Source organism: Devosia sp. A449 (genome assembly GCF_054489375.1).
The window spans coordinates 591,216-613,129 of record NZ_JBTMWU010000003.1 but is presented as its reverse complement, the minus strand read 5'-3'; the positions used below and the strand labels follow the sequence as shown (position 1 = coordinate 613,129).

The 21,914-nt window shown below is 63.5% G+C and carries 22 protein-coding genes; 14 read left to right on the top strand and 8 right to left on the bottom strand.

Annotated features, from left to right (window positions below; genetic code table 11):
- Positions 1-84 precede the first annotated feature (84 nt).
- From ACX3OW_RS12230 to ACX3OW_RS12215, 4 genes are all read left to right on the top strand, one after another.
- Entirely contained in the window at positions 85-2,061 is a 1,977-nt protein-coding gene (locus tag ACX3OW_RS12230) for a bifunctional 2',3'-cyclic-nucleotide 2'-phosphodiesterase/3'-nucleotidase (RefSeq protein ID WP_459096040.1), read from the top strand.
- 73 nt (positions 2,062-2,134) lie between these two features.
- On the top strand, positions 2,135-3,097 hold the full coding sequence (locus ACX3OW_RS12225) for a ribonuclease T2 family protein (protein WP_459096039.1): 963 nt from the start codon (positions 2,135-2,137) through the stop codon (positions 3,095-3,097).
- An 85-nt stretch (positions 3,098-3,182) separates the two neighbouring features.
- Positions 3,183-3,926, top strand: a complete 744-nt coding sequence (locus ACX3OW_RS12220) for an ABC transporter ATP-binding protein (RefSeq protein ID WP_459096038.1) — start codon at positions 3,183-3,185, stop codon at positions 3,924-3,926.
- Complete coding sequence (locus tag ACX3OW_RS12215; protein WP_459096107.1) at positions 3,926-5,452, top strand: permease; 1,527 nt, start codon at positions 3,926-3,928, stop codon at positions 5,450-5,452. The genes ACX3OW_RS12220 and ACX3OW_RS12215 overlap by 1 nt, the downstream gene beginning before the upstream one ends.
- Positions 5,453-5,455: 3 nt before the next feature.
- Here ACX3OW_RS12215 and ACX3OW_RS12210 read toward each other — a convergent pair whose 3' ends face one another.
- On the bottom strand, positions 5,456-6,295 hold the full coding sequence (locus tag ACX3OW_RS12210; protein WP_459096037.1) for an aldo/keto reductase: 840 nt from the start codon (positions 6,293-6,295) through the stop codon (positions 5,456-5,458).
- Positions 6,296-6,446: 151 nt separating this feature from the next.
- Between ACX3OW_RS12210 and ACX3OW_RS12205 the strand changes: the two genes are divergently transcribed.
- Entirely contained in the window at positions 6,447-6,746 is a 300-nt protein-coding gene (locus ACX3OW_RS12205; protein ID WP_459096036.1) for an ATP-dependent Clp protease adaptor ClpS, read from the top strand.
- A 171-nt stretch (positions 6,747-6,917) separates the two neighbouring features.
- Here ACX3OW_RS12205 and ACX3OW_RS12200 read toward each other — a convergent pair whose 3' ends face one another.
- Complete coding sequence (locus tag ACX3OW_RS12200; protein WP_459096035.1) at positions 6,918-7,190, bottom strand: DUF2277 domain-containing protein; 273 nt, start codon at positions 7,188-7,190, stop codon at positions 6,918-6,920.
- Positions 7,191-7,488: 298 nt separating this feature from the next.
- Here ACX3OW_RS12200 and carB point away from each other — a divergent pair, with 298 nt between their 5' ends.
- The 4 genes from carB (at position 7,489) to ACX3OW_RS12180 (ending at position 13,518) form a co-directional block, all read left to right on the top strand.
- Entirely contained in the window at positions 7,489-10,803 is a 3,315-nt protein-coding gene (carB, locus tag ACX3OW_RS12195; protein WP_459096034.1) for a carbamoyl-phosphate synthase large subunit, read from the top strand.
- 93 nt (positions 10,804-10,896) lie between these two features.
- The gene (locus ACX3OW_RS12190) at positions 10,897-11,667 is read left to right on the top strand and encodes an AAA family ATPase (protein ID WP_459096033.1); all 771 of its coding nucleotides are present in this window, start codon (positions 10,897-10,899) and stop codon (positions 11,665-11,667) included.
- Positions 11,668-11,919: 252 nt separating this feature from the next.
- Positions 11,920-12,543 (top strand): type B chloramphenicol O-acetyltransferase, encoded by a 624-nt coding sequence (gene catB / locus ACX3OW_RS12185; protein WP_459096032.1) that lies wholly within the window; start codon positions 11,920-11,922, stop codon positions 12,541-12,543.
- A 192-nt stretch (positions 12,544-12,735) separates the two neighbouring features.
- Positions 12,736-13,518 carry a phytanoyl-CoA dioxygenase family protein gene (locus ACX3OW_RS12180; protein ID WP_459096031.1) on the top strand — a complete coding sequence of 261 codons (783 nt, stop codon included), beginning with the start codon at positions 12,736-12,738 and terminating at the stop codon, positions 13,516-13,518.
- 35 nt (positions 13,519-13,553) lie between these two features.
- Here the strand turns inward: ACX3OW_RS12180 and ltaE are convergent, their stop codons facing one another.
- The 3 genes from ltaE to ACX3OW_RS12165 all read right to left on the bottom strand — a co-directional run bounded on the left by ltaE (position 13,554) and on the right by ACX3OW_RS12165 (position 16,018).
- A complete protein-coding gene (gene ltaE, locus ACX3OW_RS12175; protein WP_459096030.1) occupies positions 13,554-14,582 on the bottom strand; it encodes a low-specificity L-threonine aldolase in 1,029 nt (342 codons plus the stop codon).
- A gap of 41 nt (positions 14,583-14,623) precedes the next feature.
- Positions 14,624-15,607: a methyltransferase gene (locus ACX3OW_RS12170; RefSeq protein WP_459096029.1), complete on the bottom strand. Its 984-nt coding sequence runs from the start codon at positions 15,605-15,607 to the stop codon at positions 14,624-14,626.
- Between the two features lie 213 nt (positions 15,608-15,820).
- The gene (locus tag ACX3OW_RS12165) at positions 15,821-16,018 is read right to left on the bottom strand and encodes a hypothetical protein (protein ID WP_459096028.1); all 198 of its coding nucleotides are present in this window, start codon (positions 16,016-16,018) and stop codon (positions 15,821-15,823) included.
- Between the two features lie 118 nt (positions 16,019-16,136).
- Here ACX3OW_RS12165 and ACX3OW_RS12160 point away from each other — a divergent pair, with 118 nt between their 5' ends.
- Entirely contained in the window at positions 16,137-16,346 is a 210-nt protein-coding gene (locus ACX3OW_RS12160; RefSeq protein WP_459096027.1) for a cold-shock protein, read from the top strand.
- A gap of 150 nt (positions 16,347-16,496) precedes the next feature.
- Positions 16,497-17,009: a hypothetical protein gene (locus ACX3OW_RS12155; RefSeq protein WP_459096026.1), complete on the top strand. Its 513-nt coding sequence runs from the start codon at positions 16,497-16,499 to the stop codon at positions 17,007-17,009.
- 9 nt (positions 17,010-17,018) lie between these two features.
- Here ACX3OW_RS12155 and proC read toward each other — a convergent pair whose 3' ends face one another.
- The 3 genes from proC to ACX3OW_RS12140 all read right to left on the bottom strand — a co-directional run bounded on the left by proC (position 17,019) and on the right by ACX3OW_RS12140 (position 18,948).
- Positions 17,019-17,843 (bottom strand): pyrroline-5-carboxylate reductase, encoded by an 825-nt coding sequence (gene proC, locus ACX3OW_RS12150; RefSeq protein ID WP_459096025.1) that lies wholly within the window; start codon positions 17,841-17,843, stop codon positions 17,019-17,021.
- Complete coding sequence (locus ACX3OW_RS12145; RefSeq protein WP_459096024.1) at positions 17,840-18,340, bottom strand: type III secretion system chaperone family protein; 501 nt, start codon at positions 18,338-18,340, stop codon at positions 17,840-17,842. Before ACX3OW_RS12145 ends, proC begins: the two co-directional genes overlap by 4 nt.
- 353 nt (positions 18,341-18,693) lie before the next feature.
- Entirely contained in the window at positions 18,694-18,948 is a 255-nt protein-coding gene (locus tag ACX3OW_RS12140; RefSeq protein WP_459096023.1) for an accessory factor UbiK family protein, read from the bottom strand.
- Between the two features lie 110 nt (positions 18,949-19,058).
- Between ACX3OW_RS12140 and lgt the strand changes: the two genes are divergently transcribed.
- From lgt to pgeF, 3 genes are read left to right on the top strand one after another with little or no spacing between them, the layout of a single operon-like run.
- Positions 19,059-19,886, top strand: coding sequence for a prolipoprotein diacylglyceryl transferase (gene lgt / locus ACX3OW_RS12135; RefSeq protein WP_459096022.1), 828 nt, complete (start codon positions 19,059-19,061; stop codon positions 19,884-19,886).
- Between the two features lie 29 nt (positions 19,887-19,915).
- The gene (locus ACX3OW_RS12130) at positions 19,916-20,995 is read left to right on the top strand and encodes a class I SAM-dependent methyltransferase (protein ID WP_459096021.1); all 1,080 of its coding nucleotides are present in this window, start codon (positions 19,916-19,918) and stop codon (positions 20,993-20,995) included.
- Positions 20,992-21,762: a peptidoglycan editing factor PgeF gene (pgeF, locus tag ACX3OW_RS12125; RefSeq protein ID WP_459096020.1), complete on the top strand. Its 771-nt coding sequence runs from the start codon at positions 20,992-20,994 to the stop codon at positions 21,760-21,762. Before ACX3OW_RS12130 ends, pgeF begins: the two co-directional genes overlap by 4 nt.
- Positions 21,763-21,914 lie beyond the last annotated feature (152 nt).

The window sequence follows — 21,914 nt, the reverse complement described above, 5'->3', positions numbered from 1 at the left end:
CCGTCGGGCCGAACAGGCCCTTACGCCCGGGAGCCTGCGCCCCCGGCTTCGTTCATCGACATGAACATCTCAGGGAGACACTCAATGAATTTCCTGCCCAAAATATCTCGACGGACTTTCCTCGCCGGCTCGGCGAGCGTGGGAGCGATGGCCGCCATGCACCCGTTTGCGGCGCTGGCCCAGGCCAATCAGGCGCATCTGCGCATCATGGAAACCACCGATTTGCACGTCGCGGTTTTCCCCTATGACTATTATGCCGACGCCCCCAACGACACGATGGGTCTGGCGCGCACCGCCTCGATCATTGAATCGATCCGTGCCGAAGCCGGCAATTCCATGCTGGTCGATAATGGCGACATCATCCAGGGCAACCCGATGGGCGACTATATCGCCTATGAAAAGGGCCTCGATGGCAATGTCCATCCGATCATCGCCGCGATGAATACGCTGGGCTATGAAGCCGCCACGCTGGGCAATCACGAATTCAACTACGGCCTGGAATATCTCGACAAGGCGCTGTCGGGCGCGACCTTCCCGTTCGTGTCGGCCAATCTGGTCAAGGGCGATCTCGCCGCCGATCCGCTGAGCGACACCACCTATATCAAGCCCTACCTGATCATTGAGAAGGAACTCACCGACGGTTCGGGCGCGACCAAGACCATCAAGATCGGGCTGATCGGCTTCCTGCCGCCGCAGATCATGACCTGGGATTCGACCCATTTGGTGGGCAAGGTCAACACCCGCGATATCGTCGAGACGGCCAAGGCCTATGTGCCCAAAATGCTGGAGGAAGGCGCCGAGCTCATCGTCGCGCTGTCGCATTCCGGCATTACCGCCGACCAGACCACCGGCGCGGAAAACGCCTCACTGCAACTGGCCGCTGTAGACGGCATTGACGTGGTGTTCACCGGGCACCAGCATCTGGTGTTCCCCGGCCCCGATTATGAAGGCGTCGAAGGCGCCGACATCACCGCCGGTACGCTGAGCGGCAAGCCTGCCGTGATGGCCGGTTTCTGGGGCAGCCATATGGGCCTGATCGACCTGCTGCTGGAGCAGGACGCCGACGGCAAATGGACCATCGTCTCGCACACCTCCGAAGCCCGCCCGATTTCCGAGCGCGTCGACGGCAAGGTCGGCGCCCTGGTGGAAAACGACGCCGAAGTCACCGCTGCGGCGCAGGCCGAGCATGACGAAACGCTGGACTATATCCGCCGCGCCGTGGGCGAAACCTCGGCGGCGCTGCACTCCTATTTCGCTCTCGTCGCCGATGACCCATCGGTGCAGATCGTCAGCCAGGCGCAGACCTGGTACATCGCCCAGATGATGAAGGGCACCGAATGGGAAAGCCTGCCGATCCTGTCGGCGGCAGCCCCATTCAAGGCTGGCGGTCGCGGCGGCCCGGATTACTATACCGACGTGCCGGTGGGTCCGGTGGCCATCAAGAATGTGGCTGACCTCTATCTCTACCCCAACACCATCCAGGCCGTGGTTGCCAATGGCGCCGAGGTCAAGAACTGGCTGGAGCGTTCGGCCGGGATTTTTAACCAGGTAGAAAAGGGCGCCAGCGACGCGCCGCTGATCAACCTCGATTTCCCGTCGTATAATTTCGACGTCATCGACGGGGTGACCTACAAGATCGACCTGACCCAGCCGTCGAAATATGCCAGCGATGGCAAATCGGTGACCAACCCCGACGCCAACCGTATCGTTGATCTGATGTATGACGGCAAGCCGATCGATCCGGCGGCCAAATTCGTCATCGCCACCAATAATTACCGCGCCGGTGGCGGCGGATCGTTTCCGGGCACCGGGGCCGATCACATCATCTTCAAGGGTCCCGATACCAACCGCGACCTGATCGTGCGCTTCATCGTCGAAAACGGCACCATCAACCCGAGCGCCGACAGCAATTGGTCGCTGGCGCCGATCGGGGACACCACCGTGCTGTTCGCCACCGGGCCCAAGGCGGCCGAGCATGTGGCCGATGTGACGGCGGTCAAAATCGAGGCGACCGGGGAGAGTGATGCGGATGGCTTCGGCCTGTACCGCATCGCGCTCTGAGCCAAAACAGTGGCAATGTGGCGGGGGAGTCGGTACGGCTCCCCCGCTGCTTTTTTGATAAAGGATGGCGCCGATGCGCTGGATACTGGCCGCCGCCCTGATGCTGCTGTCGGCGCTGCCGGCCAGTGCCGAAGTGCCCCTGAGCGGTAATTTTACCGCCAGCGCGGCCTGCCCGGCTTTTCAATCGATCAACCGCCAGACCAATCCGGGCAATGTGCAGACCAAGCCCGGGACCAGCTACACGCTGCTCGCCGGCAACCGGGCCAAGCCGAGCCATTTGTGGATCGTTGTGCCGGGAGCGAGCCCGGAGCGGCGCTGGGTGGCGGTTGAATGTGGGCAGCGCAGCGGTCAGCCAACGGTGGCGAGCAAGCCGGCTTATCGCGGCACGCAATATGTGCTGGCGGTGAACTGGCAGCCGGCGTTCTGCGAAACCAGCCCACGCCAGCCGGAATGCCGGGCGCAACGGGCAAACAGTTTTGAAGCGACCAATTTCACCCTGCATGGGTTGTGGCCGCAGCCACGCGACCGGGCTTACTGCGACGTGCCGGCCTCGGAGCGCTGGGCCAGCGAGGATGGCGACTGGCGCGACCTGCCGCGTTTGCCGCTCAGCCTACAGCTGCAGCGCGAGCTGGATAAAGTGATGCCCGGCACCTTGTCCGGGCTGGACCGGCATGAATGGACCAAGCACGGCTCCTGCTATGGCACGCCGGCGGAGGAATACTACGCCGACTCGCTGGCGCTGATGACGGCGCTCAATCGCTCCGCAGTGGCGGAGCTGTTTGCCGACAATATCGGCCGCAAGATCACGCTGCGGCAGGTGCGAGAGGCGTTTGACGCGGCGTTCGGGCCGGGCGCGGGCGAGCGGGTGCAGATGGATTGCGCGACCGATGGTAATCGCACCATCATCACCGAGCTGACCATCGCGCTGACGGGGGAGATCAGCGGGCCGGAGGATATGGCGGGGTTGATGGCAGCGGCGAGCCCGCTGGGCGGCGGGTGCAATTCCGGCATGGTCGATGCGGTGGGGCTGCGCTGACTGTGCCGAAATCTTAACGCTGCCAGTTCACCCGAGGGAAACACCCCCGGCCTAGGCTGGGCCGGTTCTTCCGCCGGAGCGTGCCATGACTGTCCCTGCCCTCGCCATTACCCAGTTGAGCAAGAGTTTTGACCGGCCGGTGGTCACGGCGCTCGATCTGACCATCCGGGCCGGCGAGTTCTATGCGCTGCTCGGGCCCAATGGCGCGGGCAAGACGACGATTTTGCGTATGGTGGCGGGGCTGTTGCAGCCCGACGCGGGGGAGATTTCAATCTTCGGCATCGATGCGCGGCGCGACCCTATCGCGGCCAAGCGCGTGGTGGCCTGGGTGTCGGACGAGCCGATGGTCTATGACCGGCTGACGCCGCTGGAATATCTCGAATTCGTCGCCGGGCTCTGGCAGATCGATGCGCGCACCGCCGAGGCCAAGGCCAGTGAGCTGATCGACTGGCTGGGCCTGCGGCCCCATGCCAACGAGCTGTGCGGCGGCTTTTCCAAGGGCATGCTGCAAAAAGTGGCGCTGGCCGGGGCGCTGGTGCATGACCCGCGCCTGATCATTCTCGATGAACCGCTGACCGGGCTTGATGCCGGCTCGGCGCGGCAGGTCAAGGACGTGCTGCTGGGCAAGGTGCGCGACGGCGTCACCGTGATCATGACCACCCATATTCTCGAAGTCGCCGAACGCATGGCTGAGCGCATCGGCGTCATCAGCCAGGGCCGGCTCATTGCCGAGGGGACGCTGGCCGAATTGCGCACCCGCATCGGCCGCGAGTCGAGCCTTGAAGATATCTTCCTCGATCTGGTGGCGCAGGGCGCCGCAGCGGCATGATGTTCGCCCCGGCCTCGCTGCCCTGGTTTGCCCGCCACGAGCTGAACCTGGCCTGGCGCGAATTCGTCGCCATGATGACCGGCGGCCGCAAGGCGCGCGGCATCGGGCTGTCGATCTTTCTCGGCCTGGTGGTGGTGCTGCTAAATCTGATGGCTTTTGGGCTCGTCGCCCCCTGGGTGCGGGACGGCATCGTGCCGGACAAGGCCACGCTGGTGCTGCTCAGCGGCAGCGGCATGCTGTTCTGGACGGTGATGTTGTCGCAGGCCCTAGAATCGGTGACGCGGGTCTACTACACCCGCTCCGACCTCGATCTGATCCTGTCCTCCCCGGCCTCGTCGCGGCGGCTATTTGCGGTGCGCACCAGCGCGGTCGCGCTATCGACCATCGCCCTGACGGGGCTGCTGGTCAGTCCGCTGATCAATATGCTGGCAATTCTCGATGGCCCGAAATGGCTCGCCGCTTACGGCGTGGTGGCAGCGCTCGGAGCAATGTCGACGGCTATCGCCGTGGCGATCACCATCGCCCTGTTTCGCTCTGTCGGACCCAAGCAGACGCGGCTGATTGCGCAGATCGTCGCCGGCATTGTCGGCGCCGGTTTCGTCATCGGCATTCAGGCCGCGGCGATCCTCTATTACGGCAATATGTCCCCCTTCGCGCTGTTCCAGTCGGCCGATATCGTCGCCGCCGCGCCCGCTCTCGACAGCCTGTTATGGCTACCGGCGCGGGCGGCGATGGGGGAGCCGGTGGCGTTGACGATCATGCTGGCCATTGGTCTCGGTGCGCTGGCCGTCACCATTGCCGGCACGGCGTCAAGCTATGGTCATCACGCCATTTCGGCCGCCGGGTTCAATCATGTCCGCAGCCAGCGCCGGCCCTCGGCCCGCCGGTTCCGCGCCGCGTCGCAGCGGCAGGTGTTGCGGCTCAAGGAATGGCGGCTGCTGCAACGCGACCCGTGGCTGCTGTCGCAGACGCTGATGCAGATCCTCTATCTGGTGCCGCCGGCGCTGCTGCTGTGGATGAATTTCGGCGACAATGCCGGGGCCTTTGTCGTGGTGGTGCCAGTGCTGGTGATGGCCGCGGGGCAATTGGCCGGCGGCCTCGCCTGGCTCGCCATTTCCGGCGAGGACGCCCATGATCTGGTGGTGACGGCGCCGGTCTCGCCGCGCAATGTGCTGATTGCCAAGATCGAGGCCGTGCTGACGGTGATTGCCGTGGTGCTGGCCCCGCTCTTGCTGCTGATGGCGCTGTCGTCGTGGCAAATGGCGCTGATTACGGCGCTCTGTGTCGCTCTCTCGGCGGGGTCGGCGACGGCGATCCAGCTGTGGTTCCGTGTTGTCGCCAAGCGCTCGATGTTCCGCCGCCGGCAGGTCGCGTCGCGCGCCGCCACCCTGTGCGAGGCCTTCGCCTCGATCATGTGGGCCGGCACCGGGGCATTGCTGGCCGGCGGCTCCTGGCTGGCGCTGGCGCCGGCCATTGTCGCGCTGCTGGTGGTCGGCCTGGCCCGGCTGATCAGCCCGCGCCGCTAACCGCTACCAGAGGCTGTTATTGGTCGCCGGGTCGCTGCCGGTCTTGCCATTGGGACGGTCGAGGTCAGCGATGCGGGCCATATCGTCGGCGTCGAGGGCAAAGTCGAACACATCCAGATTGGCCTTGATGCGGTCGGCATGCACCGATTTTGGAATGACGATCAGCCCCTGCTGCAAATGCCAGCGGATGACAGCCTGAGCCGGCGCCTTGCCGTGCTTTGCAGCGATCTCGACAATCACCTTATTGTCGAGCAAGCCGCTGCCGCTGCCGAGCGGGCTGTAGCTTTCGATGGCGATATTGTAGCGGGCATGCAGGTCGCGCACGTCGCGCTGCTGGAACTGGGGATGCAGTTCGATCTGGTTGACTGCCGGCGTCACGCCGCTGTCGGCGATGATGCGCTCCAGATGCTCCGGCAGGAAATTTGACACACCAATGGAGCGGACATGCCCGTCGCTCTGCAATTGCACAAAGGCCTTCCAGGTCTCGCAATAGCGATCATGCGCCGGCACCGGCCAGTGGATGAGGAACATGTCGAGATAGTCGAGTTCCATCCGCTCCAGCGTTTCCATCATGGATTTGATGGTCGAGTCATAACCCTGATGGCTGGTGCGGAGTTTCGAGGTGATGAACAGCTCCTCGCGCCCCAGCCCGCTCTCGGCGATGGCTTTGCCGACGCCCGCCTCATTGCCATAGCCTTGCGCCGTATCGATCGAGCGATAGCCGGCTTCGATGGCGGTGCGCACGGCCACGGTCACCTCGTCATTGGCCACCTGCCAGACGCCAAAGCCCAGCTGGGGGATGATCTTGCCATCATTGAGGGTGACGCCCGGAATATTGACCATCTCGATCTCCTGATTGGTGAGCCGTGCGGGGCAGGCCGACGATGTGCACGGTAACATGACTTGACCACAGCGGGTCGGTCTTGCTTTGCTAACGTCTGGCGGCGCGGCCTTGTTCCGCCGCCGGCCAATCCCATTCGCCCCGGAGGCGAGCATGGCTGATACCAACACCAAATATCGTACCGACACTGTGCTGAAGCCGGCCCGGCCGCCGCTGCACAAGGTCATCCTGTTCAATGACGACTTCACCCCGCGCGACTTCGTGGTGCGGTTGCTGAAGGCGGAGTTCCGCGTGCCCGAGGCGCAGGCCATCATGCTCACCGCCCACACCAAGGGCGCCTGCGTGGTGGCGGTGTTCACCCGCGAAATCGCCGAGGAAAAAGCCACGCGGGCCACCGACTTCGCCCACCAGCATGGCTATCCCCTGCTGTTCAGCACCGAGCCTGAAGAATAGAATCAGGCGGTGCTGAAGCCAGGTCTAACGGTCCTTCGCCTCCCTTCCCCTTGAGGGGAGGGATCGAGGGTGGGGGTCGTTCAGCAGCCCACAATGCCACCCCCTCCCCGGCCCTCCCCTCAAGGGGGAGGGAGGGCAAGAGCCGATATTTCATGCCATCAATGAAACGCCTTAAGCCGTGCCAAACCGCAGCTTCGATTTCTCGCGCGCCTTGGCGGCGACCTCTTCGCGGTCGCGCGGCGGGGCATTGGTGTCGAGCGTGGTCAGCAGGCGGCGCAGGACGGTTTCGATGTCCTCCACCGCCGCGTAAAACGCCGGCTCATTGGCCTTGGAAGGCGCGTTGTAGCCGGAAATCTTGCGCACGAACTGCAGCGCCGCGTCATGCATCTCGTTGCGCGTGGCGGGCGGTTCAAAATTGAACAATGGCTTGATGTTACGGCACATGGCTCTGCTCCTTGGGGCTGGCCGGCAGAATACACTCGCCGGGGCTCCACCGCCAGATTTCAGGCCCGTGCCGAATCTGCTGAACAATGGACCACCACAACCGACGCAAACGCATGGCAGAAGCGTTTGGCTGGGGGTTTCCTTTCGCAATTATCTCCGTTAGACAGCCCACCTAACCACCATGTCTGAACCTACCACCGCCGCGCAGCGCTCAGTTGCCGTGCGGTTTGCTGCGAGACAGGTGCTGTCCGGGCGATTCTTCCTGTCGCCCTCTGTCTAAAACAGTTGAGCGAGCCCCATGCCAAAACGTACCGACATTAAATCGATCCTCATCATCGGTGCGGGTCCGATCATCATCGGGCAGGCATGCGAGTTCGATTACTCGGGCACCCAGGCCTGCAAGGCGCTCAAGGAAGAGGGCTACCGCATCATCCTGGTCAACTCCAATCCGGCGACGATCATGACCGATCCGGATCTGGCTGACGCCACCTATATGGAGCCGATCACCCCCGAAGTGGTCGCCAAGATCATCGAGAAAGAGCGCCCCGACGCGCTGCTGCCAACCATGGGCGGCCAGACCGCGCTGAACTGCGCGCTCAGCCTGCGCAAGATGGGCATTCTCGAGAAGTACAATGTCGAGATGATTGGCGCGACGGCGGAAGCCATCGACAAGGCCGAAGACCGCGAGCTGTTCCGCGACGCCATGAAGAAGATCGGGCTGGAAACGCCCCGCTCCATGCTGGCGCACAACACCATCGAAGCGCTGCAGGCGCTCGAAGTGATCGGCCTGCCCTGCATCATTCGCCCCAGCTTTACCCTGGGCGGCACCGGCGGCGGCATTGCCTATAACCGAGAGGAATATCTCGCCATCGTCGAGAGCGGCGTCGACGCCTCTCCCACCGGCGAAGTGCTGGTCGAGGAAAGCGTGCTCGGCTGGAAAGAGTATGAGATGGAGGTTGTCCGCGACAAGAACGACAACTGCATCATCATCTGCTCGATCGAAAACATCGACCCGATGGGCGTCCATACCGGCGACTCCATTACTGTCGCGCCGGCGCTGACGCTGACCGACAAGGAATACCAGATCATGCGCGACGCCAGCTTGGCTGTGCTGCGCGAAATCGGCGTCGAAACCGGCGGCTCCAACGTGCAGTTCGCGGTCAATCCGGCTGACGGCCGCATGATCGTCATCGAGATGAACCCGCGCGTGTCGCGCTCCTCGGCGCTTGCCTCCAAGGCCACCGGCTTCCCTATCGCCAAGGTCGCCGCGCGGCTGGCGGTCGGCTATACGCTGGACGAATTGGACAACGACATCACCGGCGGCATGACCCCGGCGAGCTTCGAGCCGTCCATCGACTATGTCGTCACCAAGATTCCGCGTTTCGCCTTCGAGAAGTTCCCCGGCGCCGACAACCGCCTGGGCACGGCGATGAAGTCGGTCGGCGAAGCCATGGCCATTGGCCGGACCTTCCAGGAATCGCTGCAGAAGGCGCTGCGCTCGCTCGAAACCGGGCTGACCGGCCTCAACGAGATCGGCATTCCCGGCCTCGGCGAAGGCGAAGACAAGAATGCCATCAAGGCCGCGCTCGGCACGCCGACGCCCGACCGCCTGCTGCATGTGGCTGAAGCCATGCGCCTGGGCATGAGCCTCGAAGACATTCACGACGCCTGCAAGATCGACCCGTGGTTCCTTGAGCAGATGAAGGGGATCGTCGACACCGAAGCCAAGGTCAAGCAGTTCGGCCTGCCGCAGGACGCGACCAATCTGCGCTCGCTCAAGGCCATGGGCTTCTCCGATGCCCGCCTGGCCCAGCTCGCCAATGTGAAGGCCGTCGATGTGCGCAAGCTGCGCCATTCGCTGGCCGTACGCCCTGCCTATAAGCGCATCGACACCTCGGCTGCCGAGTTCGCCTCACCCACCGCCTATATGTATTCGACCTATGAAGTGCCGTTCAACGGCAAGGTGGACGACGAATCCCGGCCGACTGACCGCAAGAAGGTGGTCATTCTCGGCGGTGGTCCGAACCGTATCGGCCAGGGCATCGAGTTCGACTATTGCTGCTGCCATGCCGCTTTCGCGCTCAGCGAAGCCGGCTATGAAACCATCATGGTCAACTGCAACCCCGAAACCGTGTCGACCGACTACGACACCTCGGATCGCCTGTATTTCGAGCCGTTGACCGAAGAGGACGTGCTGGAAATCCTGCTGACCGAACAGCAGAACGGCACGCTGCATGGCGTGATCGTGCAGTTTGGCGGCCAGACGCCGCTGAACCTGGCCGAAGCCGTGCGCAAGGCTGGCATTCCGATCCTGGGCACGCAGCCCGAGAATATCGATCTGGCCGAAGACCGCGATTTGTTCAGCAAGCTGCTCAACAAGCTGGAACTGACCCAGCCCAAGAACGGCATCGCCTATAGCCTGGAGCAGGCGCGTCTGGTTGCCGAGCGGTTGGGCTATCCGCTGGTGATCCGCCCGTCCTATGTGCTGGGTGGCCGCGCCATGGCGATCGTGCACTCGGCCAATGAATTCGAGCGCTATGTGCAGGATACGCTGACCGGGCTGGTGCCGCCCGATATCCTGCAGCGCTATCCCAACGACAAGACCGGCCAGATCAACTCGGTGCTGTCCGATAACCCGCTGCTGTTTGATGCCTATCTCTCGGGCGCCACGGAAATCGACGTCGACGCGCTTTGCGACGGCGACACGGTGTTCGTCGCCGGCATCATGGAGCATATCGAGGAAGCCGGCATTCACTCCGGCGACTCGGCCTGTTCGCTGCCGCCGCAGAATCTGAGCCCGGAAATCATCGCCGAACTGAAGCGGCAGACGGCCGAACTGGCCTTCGCGCTGAAGGTCGGCGGGCTGATGAACGTGCAATATGCGCTCAAGGACGGCATCATCTACCTGCTCGAAGTCAATCCGCGCGCCAGCCGCACGGTGCCCTTCGTCGCCAAGGTAATCGGCGAACCCATCGCCAAGATCGCCAGCCGCATCATGGCGGGCGAAAGCCTTGCCAGCTTCAATCTGGTGGAAAAGAGCTTCAAGCACATCGCCGTCAAGGAAGCCGTGTTCCCGTTCAACCGCTTCGCCGGCGTTGATACGGTGCTGGGGCCGGAAATGAAGTCGACTGGCGAAGTCATCGGGCTCGACACCGATTTCGCCATGGCCTTTGCCAAGTCGCAGATGGGCGCCGGCTACAAGGTGCCGCAGTCCGGCACGGCCTTCATCTCGGTCCGCGATGAGGACAAGCAGTATATCGTCGATATGGCGCGCCATCTGGTCGAGGGCGGTTTCACCATCCTGGCCACCGGCGGCACCCAGCGCTATCTGGTCGAGAACGGCATTGCCGCCGTCAAGATCAACAAGGTGCTCGAAGGCCGGCCGCATATCGTCGACTCCATGAAGAATGGCGGCGTGCAGCTGGTGATCAACACCACCGACGGCATGAAATCGATCAGCGACAGCCGCGACATCCGCCGCACTGCCCTGCTCGCCAAGATCCCCTATTACACCACCATCGACGGCGCCCTCGCCGCGGTGGAAGGGATCGTGGCGCTGCAGAATGGCAGCCTGCAGGTTCGCCCGCTGCAGAGCTATTTCGAAAAAGCCTAACCGCATTCTGCTACCGGCGCGCCACCGCGCCGGTAGCCTTGACCCAACACCGGTCCGTCAGCCAAATATGGCTCTCCACCGCCGGTGAATTGGATGCGCAAAGCCAAACCCACAAATCTGCCCGCCCCGTTCCTCCGCAGCCTCTGGTTGCGCGACGACGCCATCGGTGCCGAACCGCAATATCCGTTCAACCTGCCCTTCCTGCAGGACCCGGCGTTTGAGCTGGCCTTCAACACGCCCGTCACCATCATCGTGGGCGAAAACGGCTCCGGAAAATCCACCCTGATCGAAGCCATCGCCGCGCTTAGCGGCTATGACGAAGCCGGTGGCGGCAAGGGCTATATGCCGCTCGACCATTCGCGCGCCATCGACAAAAGTGGCGCGGCCTTGTCCGACGCCCTGCGCGCTGCATGGTTGCCCAAGCTCACCAATGGCTGGTTCTTCAAGGCGGAATCCTTCTTCTCGGTCGCCCGCTATCTCGACACCGCCGCGCTCGACGCCGGCGAAGCGCCGCCCGACTTTCTCTCCTGGAGCCATGGCGAAGGCTTCGTGCGGTTCTTCGAGGAACGCATGGCACGCCAGGGCATCTATTTCATGGACGAACCCGAGAGCGCCCTCTCGCCCAAGCGCCAGCTTGAGCTGCTGCGCATCCTCAACAGGGTGCAGCAAACCGCGCGTTCACAGGTCATCATGGCGACCCACTCGCCCATCCTGATGGCCGTGCCTGGCGCGCGGCTGCTCGAAATCACCCGGGGCGGCATCAGCGAAACCCACTACCGCCAGACCCAGCACTTCAAGCTCTACCAGGACTTCACCGCCGATCCCGAAGACTTCATCGCCACCGCGCTGCGCGATGAGGACTGATCTGGCCGCGGGTTGACACCACGCTCTGCGCTCTTATGTTCTGCCCCATGATGATCGAAGCAACCAAGCACCCAGTGCACCTGATCGCCTGACGGCGTTCAGCGGAGCACCTCCGACAAGCGGCAACCCGCTTGATCATGACCGCCTCCGGCGGCCATGCGGATTTTGGTATCACTACGCCTGCCCCACCCTTTGCTGTTTGCTCTCGCACATGAGGGCCAAGCTGTCGGCAGGTCGATCTCAGAGACAATCATGACCAATTATTTCGAGAGCCCGTTCAAGGGCATTCCGCTTGACCAGCAGGTCACCCACCCCAGTATCGCCGTCGGCGCCTATAGCTATTATTCGGGTTATTATCATGGCCACAGCTTCGATGACTGCGCCCGCTTTCTGCTGCCCGATGCGGGTGCCGACAGACTGATCATCGGCAGCTTCTGTTCCATCGGCAGCGGCGCCGCCTTCATCATGGCCGGCAACCAGGGCCACCGGAACGACTGGATCAGCACCTTTCCCTTCGCTTTCGTGCCCGAAGCGCCGGAATTCGCCAACGCGCGCAATGGCTTCCTGCCGGCTGGCGACACGGTGATCGGCAATGATGTGTGGATCGGCAGCGAGGCCATCATCATGCCGGGCGTAACCGTGGGCCATGGCGCGGTGATCGGCACGCGGGCGCTGGTGACCAAGGATGTGGCGCCTTACACCATTGTCGGCGGCAACCCGGCCAAGCCGATCCGCCAGCGCTTCACCGACGAGCATGTCGCCATGCTGCTGGAACTGGCGTGGTGGGACTGGCCCAAGGAGCGTCTGGCAGCCGCCATGCCGCTGCTCTGCGATGCCGATATTCCGGCGCTATACCGTTTCTGGCAACAGGGCTGACGGTTCGGCTGGCGCGGCGGTTGACAGCCGCGCCAGCCGGCGCATATTTTGGCGCACCATGATGATGATCCAGTCTCACAAGTTCGCAGTGTTCCTCGGCGCCTGATGGCGCCCGTACAGGGCATTTGCTGAGCGGCACTGCCGCTCGACCCGGCCGCGACGCGCGGCCTCGCGAACTCATGGATTTTTAAAATGCCTGGCACTTTGCCCGCTTTTGACCAAGCGCAGATCAATGCTTTCATCACCGACGGCTTCGTCCGGATCGACAATGCCTTCCCCCGCGAACTAGCCGACCAGGGGTGCGCCATTCTCTGGGCCGCCACCGGCTGCAATCCGGATGATCCGTCTACCTGGACCCTGCCGGTGATCCGGCTCGGCAATTTCACGCAGAAGCCGTTCCGAGACGCCGCCAATACGCCCAGACTGCACGCGGCCTATGACCAGTTGGTCGGCCCCGGCCGCTGGGTGCCACAAGGTGGGCTCGGCAGTTTCCCGGTGCGGTTTCCGTCGCCGGTCAACGCGGGAGACGCCGGCTGGCACATCGATGTCAGTTTCGGCCACGAGAACCCGGACTTCATGTCGTGGCGCGCCAATGTCACCTCGAAGGGACGGGCTCTACTGATGCTGTTCCTGTTCTCCGATGTCGGCGAAGACGACGCGCCGACGCGCATCAGGGTCGGCTCGCATTTGCCGATTGCCCGGCAGCTGGCCCCGGCCGGCGAGGCGGGTCTCACTCTGGGGGAGCTGGCGGCAGACGGTTTTGCCGGCACCACCCACTGCCCGGAACTGCTGGCCACCGGCGACGCCGGGACAGTCTATCTCTGCCATCCATTCCTGGTGCATGCGGCACAGGCGCATCACGGCACACGGGTCAAATTCATGGCCCAGCCGCCGCTGCTGCCAGCGGCACCGTTGAGCATTGACGGCCCCGCGCCAGTGGAGCGGGCGATCCGCCTGGCGCTCGACCAAGCCTGAACACGGTGGGCGGGGTCATGCTCCGCCCGCTCAATTCACGCGGCTTCGGCTGCGAAGAACGCTGCCACTTCGGTCAATGCGCCATCGACCGCCTCATCATCGATGTCGAGATGGGTGACCCAGCGCTGCTGGCCATAGCGGCCGGTGATGCCGACGCCCCTGCCCTGCAGAAAATTCGTGAAGCGGTCGCCGATGGCGGCGTCGACGGAAACGAAGATGATATTGGTATCGGGCTGAGTGACGGTAAGCGCCGGGAAGGCAGCGAGGCCCGCGGCCAGTGTTTTCGCCCGGCGGTGATCGTCGGCCAGCCGCTCGATATTGTGGTCCAGCGCATAGAGTCCGGCAGCTGCCAGAATGCCCGATTGGCGCAAGCCGCCGCCCAGCATCTTGCGATGGCGGCGGGCGGTGTCGATCAGATCCTGCCGGCCGATCAGCACCGAGCCAACCGGCGCGCCCAAGCCTTTGGACAGGCAAATGGACACGCTGTCGAACGGGGTGGTGAAGCTTCTGATGTCGCTGCGCAGCGCCGCCACGGCGTTGAAGGCTCGGGCGCCATCGAGATGGAGGCCCAGCCCATGCCGCTGCGCGATCTCGGCCACCTGCGCCATATAGGCGATGGGCAGCACCTTGCCGCCAAGGGTGTTTTCCAGCGCAATGACCCGCGTGGTGGCGAAGTGGCTGTCGCCGGCTTTGATCGCGCCTTCGATCTCACCCAGATCCATGGTGCCATCGGGCAGATGGGCGATGGGCTGCGGCTGAATCGAGCCCAAAACGGCCGCCCCGCCAGCCTCGTATTTGTAGCAATGGGCATTCTGCCCGGCGATGAATTCATCCCCGCGACCGCAATGGCTCATCAGCGCCAACAGGTTCGACATCGTGCCCGAACTGACGAACAGCGCCGCTTCCTTGCCCAGCAGCGCCGCCATGCGCTGCTCCAGCCGGTTGACGGTGGGATCGTCGCCAAACACGTCATCGCCCACCTCGGCTGCGGCCATCGCCGCGCGCATGGCGGCCGAGGGCCGGGTGATGGTATCGGAGCGGAAATCATAGCGGATAGTGTTCATGGAATCGAACCTAGCAAGCGCCGCGCGCCGACACCATCGGGTCAGGCGGCGACGCCGTCGTCATCCACCGGCAACACTTCATTGGCAGCGACCAGCGCCAGTGGCGGCTTGCGCGCAATTACCAGCATGCCCCGAATTGGCGCGCCGCGATCCTGTCGCAAGGTCGCCAGCTCAAAGCGCAGCACTTCAAGCCCGGCATCGACCAGCGCCTGTTGTGCAGCATTGGCGCCATGGGCGTAACGCAGCGACGGACGGAGGAACACCGCCTCCTCGCCGTCATGCGCCTCCAGCGAAAACGCCAGCAAGCCCCCCGGCTGCATCGCCGGCACCACGGCGGCCAGCACCGGCGGCAGCGCGCCGCAATAAATGAACACATCGGCGGCGGTGACCAGATCATTGGCGGCGAGATGATCGGCAAGGAAGCTGACCAACTCGGCCTTTTCCAGCCGATCGTAAATGCCCTTGCGCGCGGTTTCGGCGATCATGGCGGCGCTGAGATCAATGCCTTCGAGCAGGCTCACCTTGTGGCGCAACCGCGCGCCCATCAGCCCGGTGCCGCAGCCCAGATCGAGAGCGTGGGCGAAGCTGGCAATGCCCAGCCGCACCATTTCCTCGATCAACAGATCATCGAGCCGTTCGGGCACCTGATAGCCCAGCCGGTCCATCAGCGCAGTTTCGAACTGGGGGGCATATTGGTCGAACAAGGCCTCGACATAGCTGACGGCCGTACCGTCACCAGCGCGACCGGCGCCATGCGCCGCCAGTTTGAGCACGGCCCCGAAGGTCCCCTCATCGTCCAGCGCTTCGAGGTGACGCCAGGCCGAAATGGCGCCCGAAACGTCGCCGGCCTTTTCGGCATAAAGACCCAGCAGGTGCCAGCCTGCGGCCCAGTCCGGCACGATCTCCAGGGCCTGCCCCATCAGATCGGCGGCCGCGGCAGGATCGCCCCCATCGGCCAGCATTTTTGCGTAGGCGGCACGGCGATCGGCGATGACGTCACCGGAAGACTGAAAAGCCTTGCTCAAGATGAAGTGATCTCTGGGAGCACGAGCCCAATCGCCCGGCGCGCGGCGGTTTGACGTAATTTTGCGTCGAAATCAAGCGGAATGCACACCGCGACAAGCGGAAGTGCGACGATAGTGCCGGTTTGCAACGGCGTGATTTTCGCTATGGTAGAGCAGTCCGGTTCGCTGCCTCGGCATCGTATCGCGACAGGACGCCCCCGGTTCGAGATCACTTCATTGACCTCGTCTGCCGGTCGTGCGCCAGCGCCAGGCCGCTACGGTCTGACGCAAACACTTGACGGTGCTCTGTTTCACCCTGGCAGGAAGTTGCTTCCCGCCGGGCGATTTGTTGTGTGTAAACAGATATTGAACACCGCTTTTTTTCAGGCTACGCTCGCCCAATCGAATATTGCGGCCGACCGATCTGATCATGCGAATTCCATTTCGCGCCTGCTGACGTCACTTTCCGATATTTCGATATCACTCAAGTCTTGGGCCAATAGTGGCCCGGACCGGCTACCAGCAGCGACTGCACGAGGGAACGCGCATCATGGCAACTGGCACTGTAAAGTGGTTCAACGGCCAAAAAGGCTACGGCTTTATTCAGCCCGACGAAGGCGGAGCGGACGTGTTCGTCCACATCTCCGCCGTTCAGCGCTCGGGCCTGAATGGTCTCGATGAAGGTCAGAAGATCAACTACGAGATCGTCAAGGACAAGCGGACCGGCAAGTCAGCCGCCGACAATTTGACCGCCGCCTGAACCACGCGGCAAGGCAAGACTACCGAGGGCGCGTCCAGGGAGGGACGCGCCCTTTGCTTTTCACCGGCCGCCCAGCTTGTGACGGACGTCAGAGGGGCCTAACAATGGGTAGCGCCCTCGCAGTGGGCTGGCGAACCAAAGGCACGGCTTTTGAATGCGATCATCAAATCGCAGCTAGCAGATCGACGCGCCCAAGGCGCGCTCATCCGCGCCAAAACGCTAATCGAGGGCCACGACGTCGATTCCGCGACGCACATCTATGCCGATTTGCTGCAAACCGATCTGACTCCAATGCTGCGCGGCGAAGTCCAGACCAATCTGGCGGCCGCGCTCTGCCTGCTGGCCCAGCAGCATCTCGAGTCGGCGGCGGCACTCGGCCAGCTCGAACAGGCCCGCGACCTGCTGCTGGCCGCGCTACAGCATCGCCGATTGGCCAATGCGCCCCAGGACTGGGTGGCCACCCGCGCCAATCTGGGCCTGGTGCATCTGGCCCGCTACCAGGCCACCGGCAATGAAAGCGATATTCTCTTCGCCCATCTGGCGCTGGACGGTATCGAGCCGGCGCTGCGCCAGACCGACGATCCCGATCTGCTGAACTGGATCATGGCGATCCGCGAGCATCTGGTTGATCTGCAAGACCGCCGCAAGCCCCGGCGACGTTAGCGCCGCGTGCTAACCGCGCCCGAGTTCTTCGCTGCGCTTGCGGGCGGCGTCGACGGTGCGGTGGATCAGCTCGGTCAGGCCGTTTTCGCCCATCAGCACGGCAAGGCCGGCGGCGGTGGTGCCATTGGGCGAGGTCACGTTCTGCCGCAGCACGGCGGGTGGGGCAGTATCGGCTTCGAGCAAAGCGGCGGAACCGATGACGGTCTGGCGCGCCAATTGCTCGGCAACCGCGTCTGACAGGCCTTGGCGCCTGCCGGCTTCGGCCAGTGCCTCGACCAGATGGAACACATAGGCCGGGCCGGACCCCGAAACCGCCGTGACCGCATCAAGCTGGGCTTCGTCCTCGAACCAGACCACCGGACCGGCAGCCTGCAGCAGCGCTTCGGCCACTGCGCGGCCTTCGGCGGTGACCTCGGGGCCGGCAACGGCGCCAGTGATGCCCTTGCCGATTTGTGCTGGCGTATTGGGCATGGTGCGGACCACGCGGCCCATATCGAGGCCACGCGACAATCGGGCAATGTCGATGCCGGCTGCAATGGAAATAGCCAGGGTTTGCGGGCCGATGACCGGGGCCAGCGTGGCCAGGACCGTGTCGATAATCTGCGGCTTGACCGCCAGCACCAGCACATAGGGCTGCAGGCCCACCGCATCGGCGCTGATGGTCAGGCCATAGTCTTCGGCCAGCTCCAGCGCCGGCGCGCCCGGATTGGGATCAACCAGCAGGAGATTGCTTGGTGGCAGGCCGGCATCGAGCCAGCCGCGCGCCAGCGCCAGCCCCATCTTGCCGGCACCCACCAGCATGACCGGACCGATATTGCGCAAGGCGGGGCTCATGCCTCGCCGACCGTTTCAAACATGACATGGCTCAGCGCGTCGGCGGCGGTCTTGCCGGCCCAGACGACAAACTGGAACGCCTGATAATACAGATCGCAGCTATCGGTGGCCGAGCGCAGCAGCGCCTCGCATTGCTGGGGCGACACATCGGCGCCACCGGTCAGCAGGTGCGAATTGCGGAACAGCACCACGCCTTCCTTGTTCCAGATATCGAAGTGACCAATCCACAGCTGCTCATTGATGAGCGAAATCAACTGCTTGATCTCGTTGCGCCGACCTTCGGGCACCTTGAGATCGAAAGCGCAGGCGATGTGCAGGCTTTCGAGATCTTCCATCCAGTTGAACGAGACGTGGTAATCCGACCAGCCGCCCCGGACCGAAATTGAGATTTCGTCGGCATCCTGCCGCTCGAAATTCCAGTCATTGATCGAGGCAATATGCTCGATAATGTCCACGGGATGGACATTGCGATCGGGCTCAACTTGCAGAAGTGACATCGACGGTTCCGTCCGTTAACCGGCTGATTTGGGTACTCAGGGAACTGGCCGCACGCACGATGAGCTTACGAATCGTCCTGATGAAATGACCCTACACCGCGATCCTGATTCAGGGGACGCAACGCAGGCCATGGACGGCAATCTCTTGTGGATGACGATGCGCGGCCCAGAGTTAACAGACGATTAACGCCGACTTCACGTTCACAGCCTATCTGTATCAGAATAGACCTATCGCGGCCTGCAACCCGTTGACCGGGCCAGATTCAACGCGAAAAGCTGCCAGCAATGCAAAGGCAGCGGCCGACGCAAACCGTCGGCCCGTGCCATCACCGCAAGGCTGCTGCAGCAGAGCTTTAGTTGGCCTTGGGCGCCTTGCCCTTCAGACCGGCCAGTTCCTTGCGCAGCGCGTCGATTTCTTCGCCCTGTACTTGCACCAGCTCGCGCAAAGCGTCGAAATCCTCGCGCTTGACCAGATCCATATCGGCGACGAAGCGCTGGGCCTGGGACTTGACCACGGTTTCGACCTCGCGGCGCACCCCATCGGCAACGCCGGCGGCTTCATTCATCATTCGGCCCAGATCATCGAAGATCCTGCTATTCTGGCTCATCGCATTCCCAATCGGTTCGGCCTCTCACAGCCATATTTAGGCGATGCCCCCCGACTTGACCAGAGACAGCGAAGCGGCAATTGTCCGCCCGATTGCCGCAGGAGCCGCATTTGCCTTTCCCCAACATCGATCCGATCGCCTTTGCCATCGGACCTTTCGCCGTCCGCTGGTATGCGCTGGGCTATCTGTTCGGGGTCGGCCTCGGCGCCGGCTACGGCTATCTGCTGCTGGCCAATAAGCGGCTCTGGCACAAGGGCGAACCGCCCTTCAAGGCCGAGGACATCTGGGACTTCGCCTTCTGGACCATGCTGGCCATCGTGCTGGGTGGGCGCATCGGCTATGTGCTGTTTTACAACCTGCCCTATTACGCCGCCAACCCCGCCGAGATCATCAATACGCTGGATGGCGGCATGAGCTATCACGGCGGCATGCTGGGGCTGATGCTGGCGGTGATCCTGTTCACTTGGCGCAAGGGCAACGGCAATTGGCTGAGCGGGCTCGACCTGATCGCCTCGGTATCGACCATCGGCATTTTCCTGGTGCGCATCGCCAATTTCATCAATGGGGAGCTCTATGGCGCGCCGACCAATCTGCCCTGGGCGGTGATCTTTCCCACCGATCCCGAGCAATTGCCGCGCCACCCCAGCCAGCTCTATGAAGCGGCGCTCGAAGGGCTGCTGCTGTTCCTCGTCATTCGAATATTCACCCATGTGTTCTACGCACTGCGCCGGCCCGGCATGGTCGCCGGGATTTTCGGCATCGGCTATGGCCTGTCGCGCATCGTGGTCGAATTCGTGCGCCTGCCCGACGCCCAGCTCGGCTATCTCTATGGCGGCTGGCTGACCATGGGCATGGTGCTCTCCATTCCGCTGGTGCTGGCGGGACTTGGGCTGGTGGTGTGGGCCGGAACGCGGAAGCAAAATGCGCTGCGGGCCTGACCCGTCACAGCGTGGATGGACAAACAAACATGACTGACTCCCCCACCCTGCCCGAGCTGATCGATATGCAGATCCGCACCAGCGGACCGATGTCGATTGCCAGCTATATGGGGCTGTGCCTGACCCACCCGTCCAAGGGCTATTACAAGACAGCCGACCCGCTGGGGGCGCGCGGCGATTTCGTCACCGCGCCTGAAATCAGCCAGATGTTCGGCGAGTTGATCGGGTTTTACTGCGTCAGCCTGTGGCAGCAGATGGGCAGCCCAAAGGCGTTTACGCTGCTGGAGCTGGGACCCGGGCGCGGCACGCTGATGGCCGACATCTTGCGCGTCGCCTGCCGGGCCGAAGGGTTTCGCGACGGGCTCGACCTGCGCCTGTTCGAGACCAATCCGGCGCTGATCGCCGAGCAGAATGCGCGGCTGGAACCCTATGCCCCGCAATGGATCAACGCCTTTGAAAAAGTCGGCGATGGCCCGCTGCTGGTGATCGCCAACGAGTTTTTCGACGCTCTGCCGATCCGACAGTTTGTCCGCATGGACGATGGCTGGCACGAGCGCATGGTGGGGCTGACCGAGGGCAAGCGCAGCTTTGGGCTGAGCCCGACACCAATCCCCGTATCGGCCATGCCCGCAGCGGTGGCCGACGCCGAGATCAACAGCGTCTTCGAGGTTGGCCTCGCCAATGGCGAGGTGATGAAGCGGCTGGCCAGCACCGTCTCAACGCAGGGCGGCGCCATTCTTGCCGTCGATTATGGCTATGGCCGCACCCAGACCGGCGAGACGCTGCAGGGCGTGCGCCAGCACAAATATGCCGACGTGCTGGAAGCGCCGGGCGAAACCGATTTGTCGGTCCATGTCGATTTCGAGGCCCTTGGCACGCTGGCGGCGCAGGCTGGGTTGGCGGTGCAGCCTTTGGCCACGCAGGGCGAATGGCTGACCCGGCTGGGCATTGTCGAACGCGCCGCCGCGCTGAGCGCCGCCAATCCCAAGCTGGCCGCCGATATCGGCGCGGCCAAGACGCGGCTGATTGCGCCCGATCAGATGGGCAAGCTGTTCAAAGTATTCTGCGCCGCCAGCCCCGGGCTGGCCCCACCGGGATTTGCCGCATGAGTGTGCATTACGAACAGAGCGCCCTGCTGGGCGACCTGCCTACGGTGCGGCACGGCTTTTTCGGGCGGCGCGGCGGCAGCTCGCTGGGTGAATTCGCCGAGAACAACATGTCGATTGCCATCGGCGACACCCCGCGTCTCGTCGACATCAACCGCACCGGCGCTGCCGAAGGGCTGGGCTTTCGCCGCAACCAGCTATTCCTGCTCAAGCAGACCCATTCCAACCTCGTGCATTGCCTCACCGCCCACCCGATAGGCGACGAGCCCATCGAAGCCGACGCCATGGTGACCAGGCAGCCATTGCTGGCGCTGGGCATTCTCACCGCCGACTGCACGCCGATTCTGCTGGCAGATCGGGCCGCCGGCGTGGTCGGCGCGGCGCATGCCGGATGGCGTGGCGCCGTCGATGGCATCGTCGGCAATACCGTCGCCGCCATGGTGGCGCTGGGCGCCAGAACGGCCAACATCGTCGCCGCCATCGGCCCGACCATCAGTGGCGAAAATTACGAAGTCGGCCCGCAATTCATGGACGACTTCGTCAAGCTGCGGCCCGATGGCTGGCGGCATTTTTCGACGCATAATGGTGGACGGGCGCATTTCGACCTGCCCGGCTTTGTCGAAGCCGAACTGCGCGTGGCGGGGGTCGAAACCCTCGAACGCGTCGGCGGCTGCACCTATGGCCACCCGGACCGCTACTTCTCGCATCGTCACGCCACCCATCAGGGCGGCAAGACCGGCCGGCAGATCGCAATTATCGGGCTGGGGTGATCGCCACGACGGAGCCGATGCTTCCGTAGCTCGGGAATGGGCTTTCGCTCGCCGTTTACCCATTTTCGTCCATCAGCCATTTGTCGCGTTGCACCGGGGGGAACGACTCGCTAAAGCTGCCCGCGAAACTGGAGGATTCCCGAAGGCCGGGG

Coding starts and splice junctions, on each gene's coding strand:
- ACX3OW_RS12230 (WP_459096040.1), top strand. CDS start 85: ATGAATTTCCTGCCCAAAATATCTCGACGGACTTTCCTCGCCGGCTCG.
- ACX3OW_RS12225 (WP_459096039.1), top strand. CDS start 2,135: ATGCGCTGGATACTGGCCGCCGCCCTGATGCTGCTGTCGGCGCTGCCG.
- ACX3OW_RS12220 (WP_459096038.1), top strand. CDS start 3,183: ATGACTGTCCCTGCCCTCGCCATTACCCAGTTGAGCAAGAGTTTTGAC.
- ACX3OW_RS12215 (WP_459096107.1), top strand. CDS start 3,926: ATGTTCGCCCCGGCCTCGCTGCCCTGGTTTGCCCGCCACGAGCTGAAC.
- ACX3OW_RS12210 (WP_459096037.1), bottom strand. CDS start 6,295: ATGGTCAATATTCCGGGCGTCACCCTCAATGATGGCAAGATCATCCCC.
- ACX3OW_RS12205 (WP_459096036.1), top strand. CDS start 6,447: ATGGCTGATACCAACACCAAATATCGTACCGACACTGTGCTGAAGCCG.
- ACX3OW_RS12200 (WP_459096035.1), bottom strand. CDS start 7,190: ATGTGCCGTAACATCAAGCCATTGTTCAATTTTGAACCGCCCGCCACG.
- carB (WP_459096034.1), top strand. CDS start 7,489: ATGCCAAAACGTACCGACATTAAATCGATCCTCATCATCGGTGCGGGT.
- ACX3OW_RS12190 (WP_459096033.1), top strand. CDS start 10,897: ATGCGCAAAGCCAAACCCACAAATCTGCCCGCCCCGTTCCTCCGCAGC.
- catB (WP_459096032.1), top strand. CDS start 11,920: ATGACCAATTATTTCGAGAGCCCGTTCAAGGGCATTCCGCTTGACCAG.
- ACX3OW_RS12180 (WP_459096031.1), top strand. CDS start 12,736: ATGCCTGGCACTTTGCCCGCTTTTGACCAAGCGCAGATCAATGCTTTC.
- ltaE (WP_459096030.1), bottom strand. CDS start 14,582: ATGAACACTATCCGCTATGATTTCCGCTCCGATACCATCACCCGGCCC.
- ACX3OW_RS12165 (WP_459096028.1), bottom strand. CDS start 16,018: ATGATCAGATCGGTCGGCCGCAATATTCGATTGGGCGAGCGTAGCCTG.
- ACX3OW_RS12160 (WP_459096027.1), top strand. CDS start 16,137: ATGGCAACTGGCACTGTAAAGTGGTTCAACGGCCAAAAAGGCTACGGC.
- proC (WP_459096025.1), bottom strand. CDS start 17,843: ATGAGCCCCGCCTTGCGCAATATCGGTCCGGTCATGCTGGTGGGTGCC.
- ACX3OW_RS12145 (WP_459096024.1), bottom strand. CDS start 18,340: ATGTCACTTCTGCAAGTTGAGCCCGATCGCAATGTCCATCCCGTGGAC.
- ACX3OW_RS12140 (WP_459096023.1), bottom strand. CDS start 18,948: ATGAGCCAGAATAGCAGGATCTTCGATGATCTGGGCCGAATGATGAAT.
- ACX3OW_RS12130 (WP_459096021.1), top strand. CDS start 19,916: ATGACTGACTCCCCCACCCTGCCCGAGCTGATCGATATGCAGATCCGC.
- pgeF (WP_459096020.1), top strand. CDS start 20,992: ATGAGTGTGCATTACGAACAGAGCGCCCTGCTGGGCGACCTGCCTACG.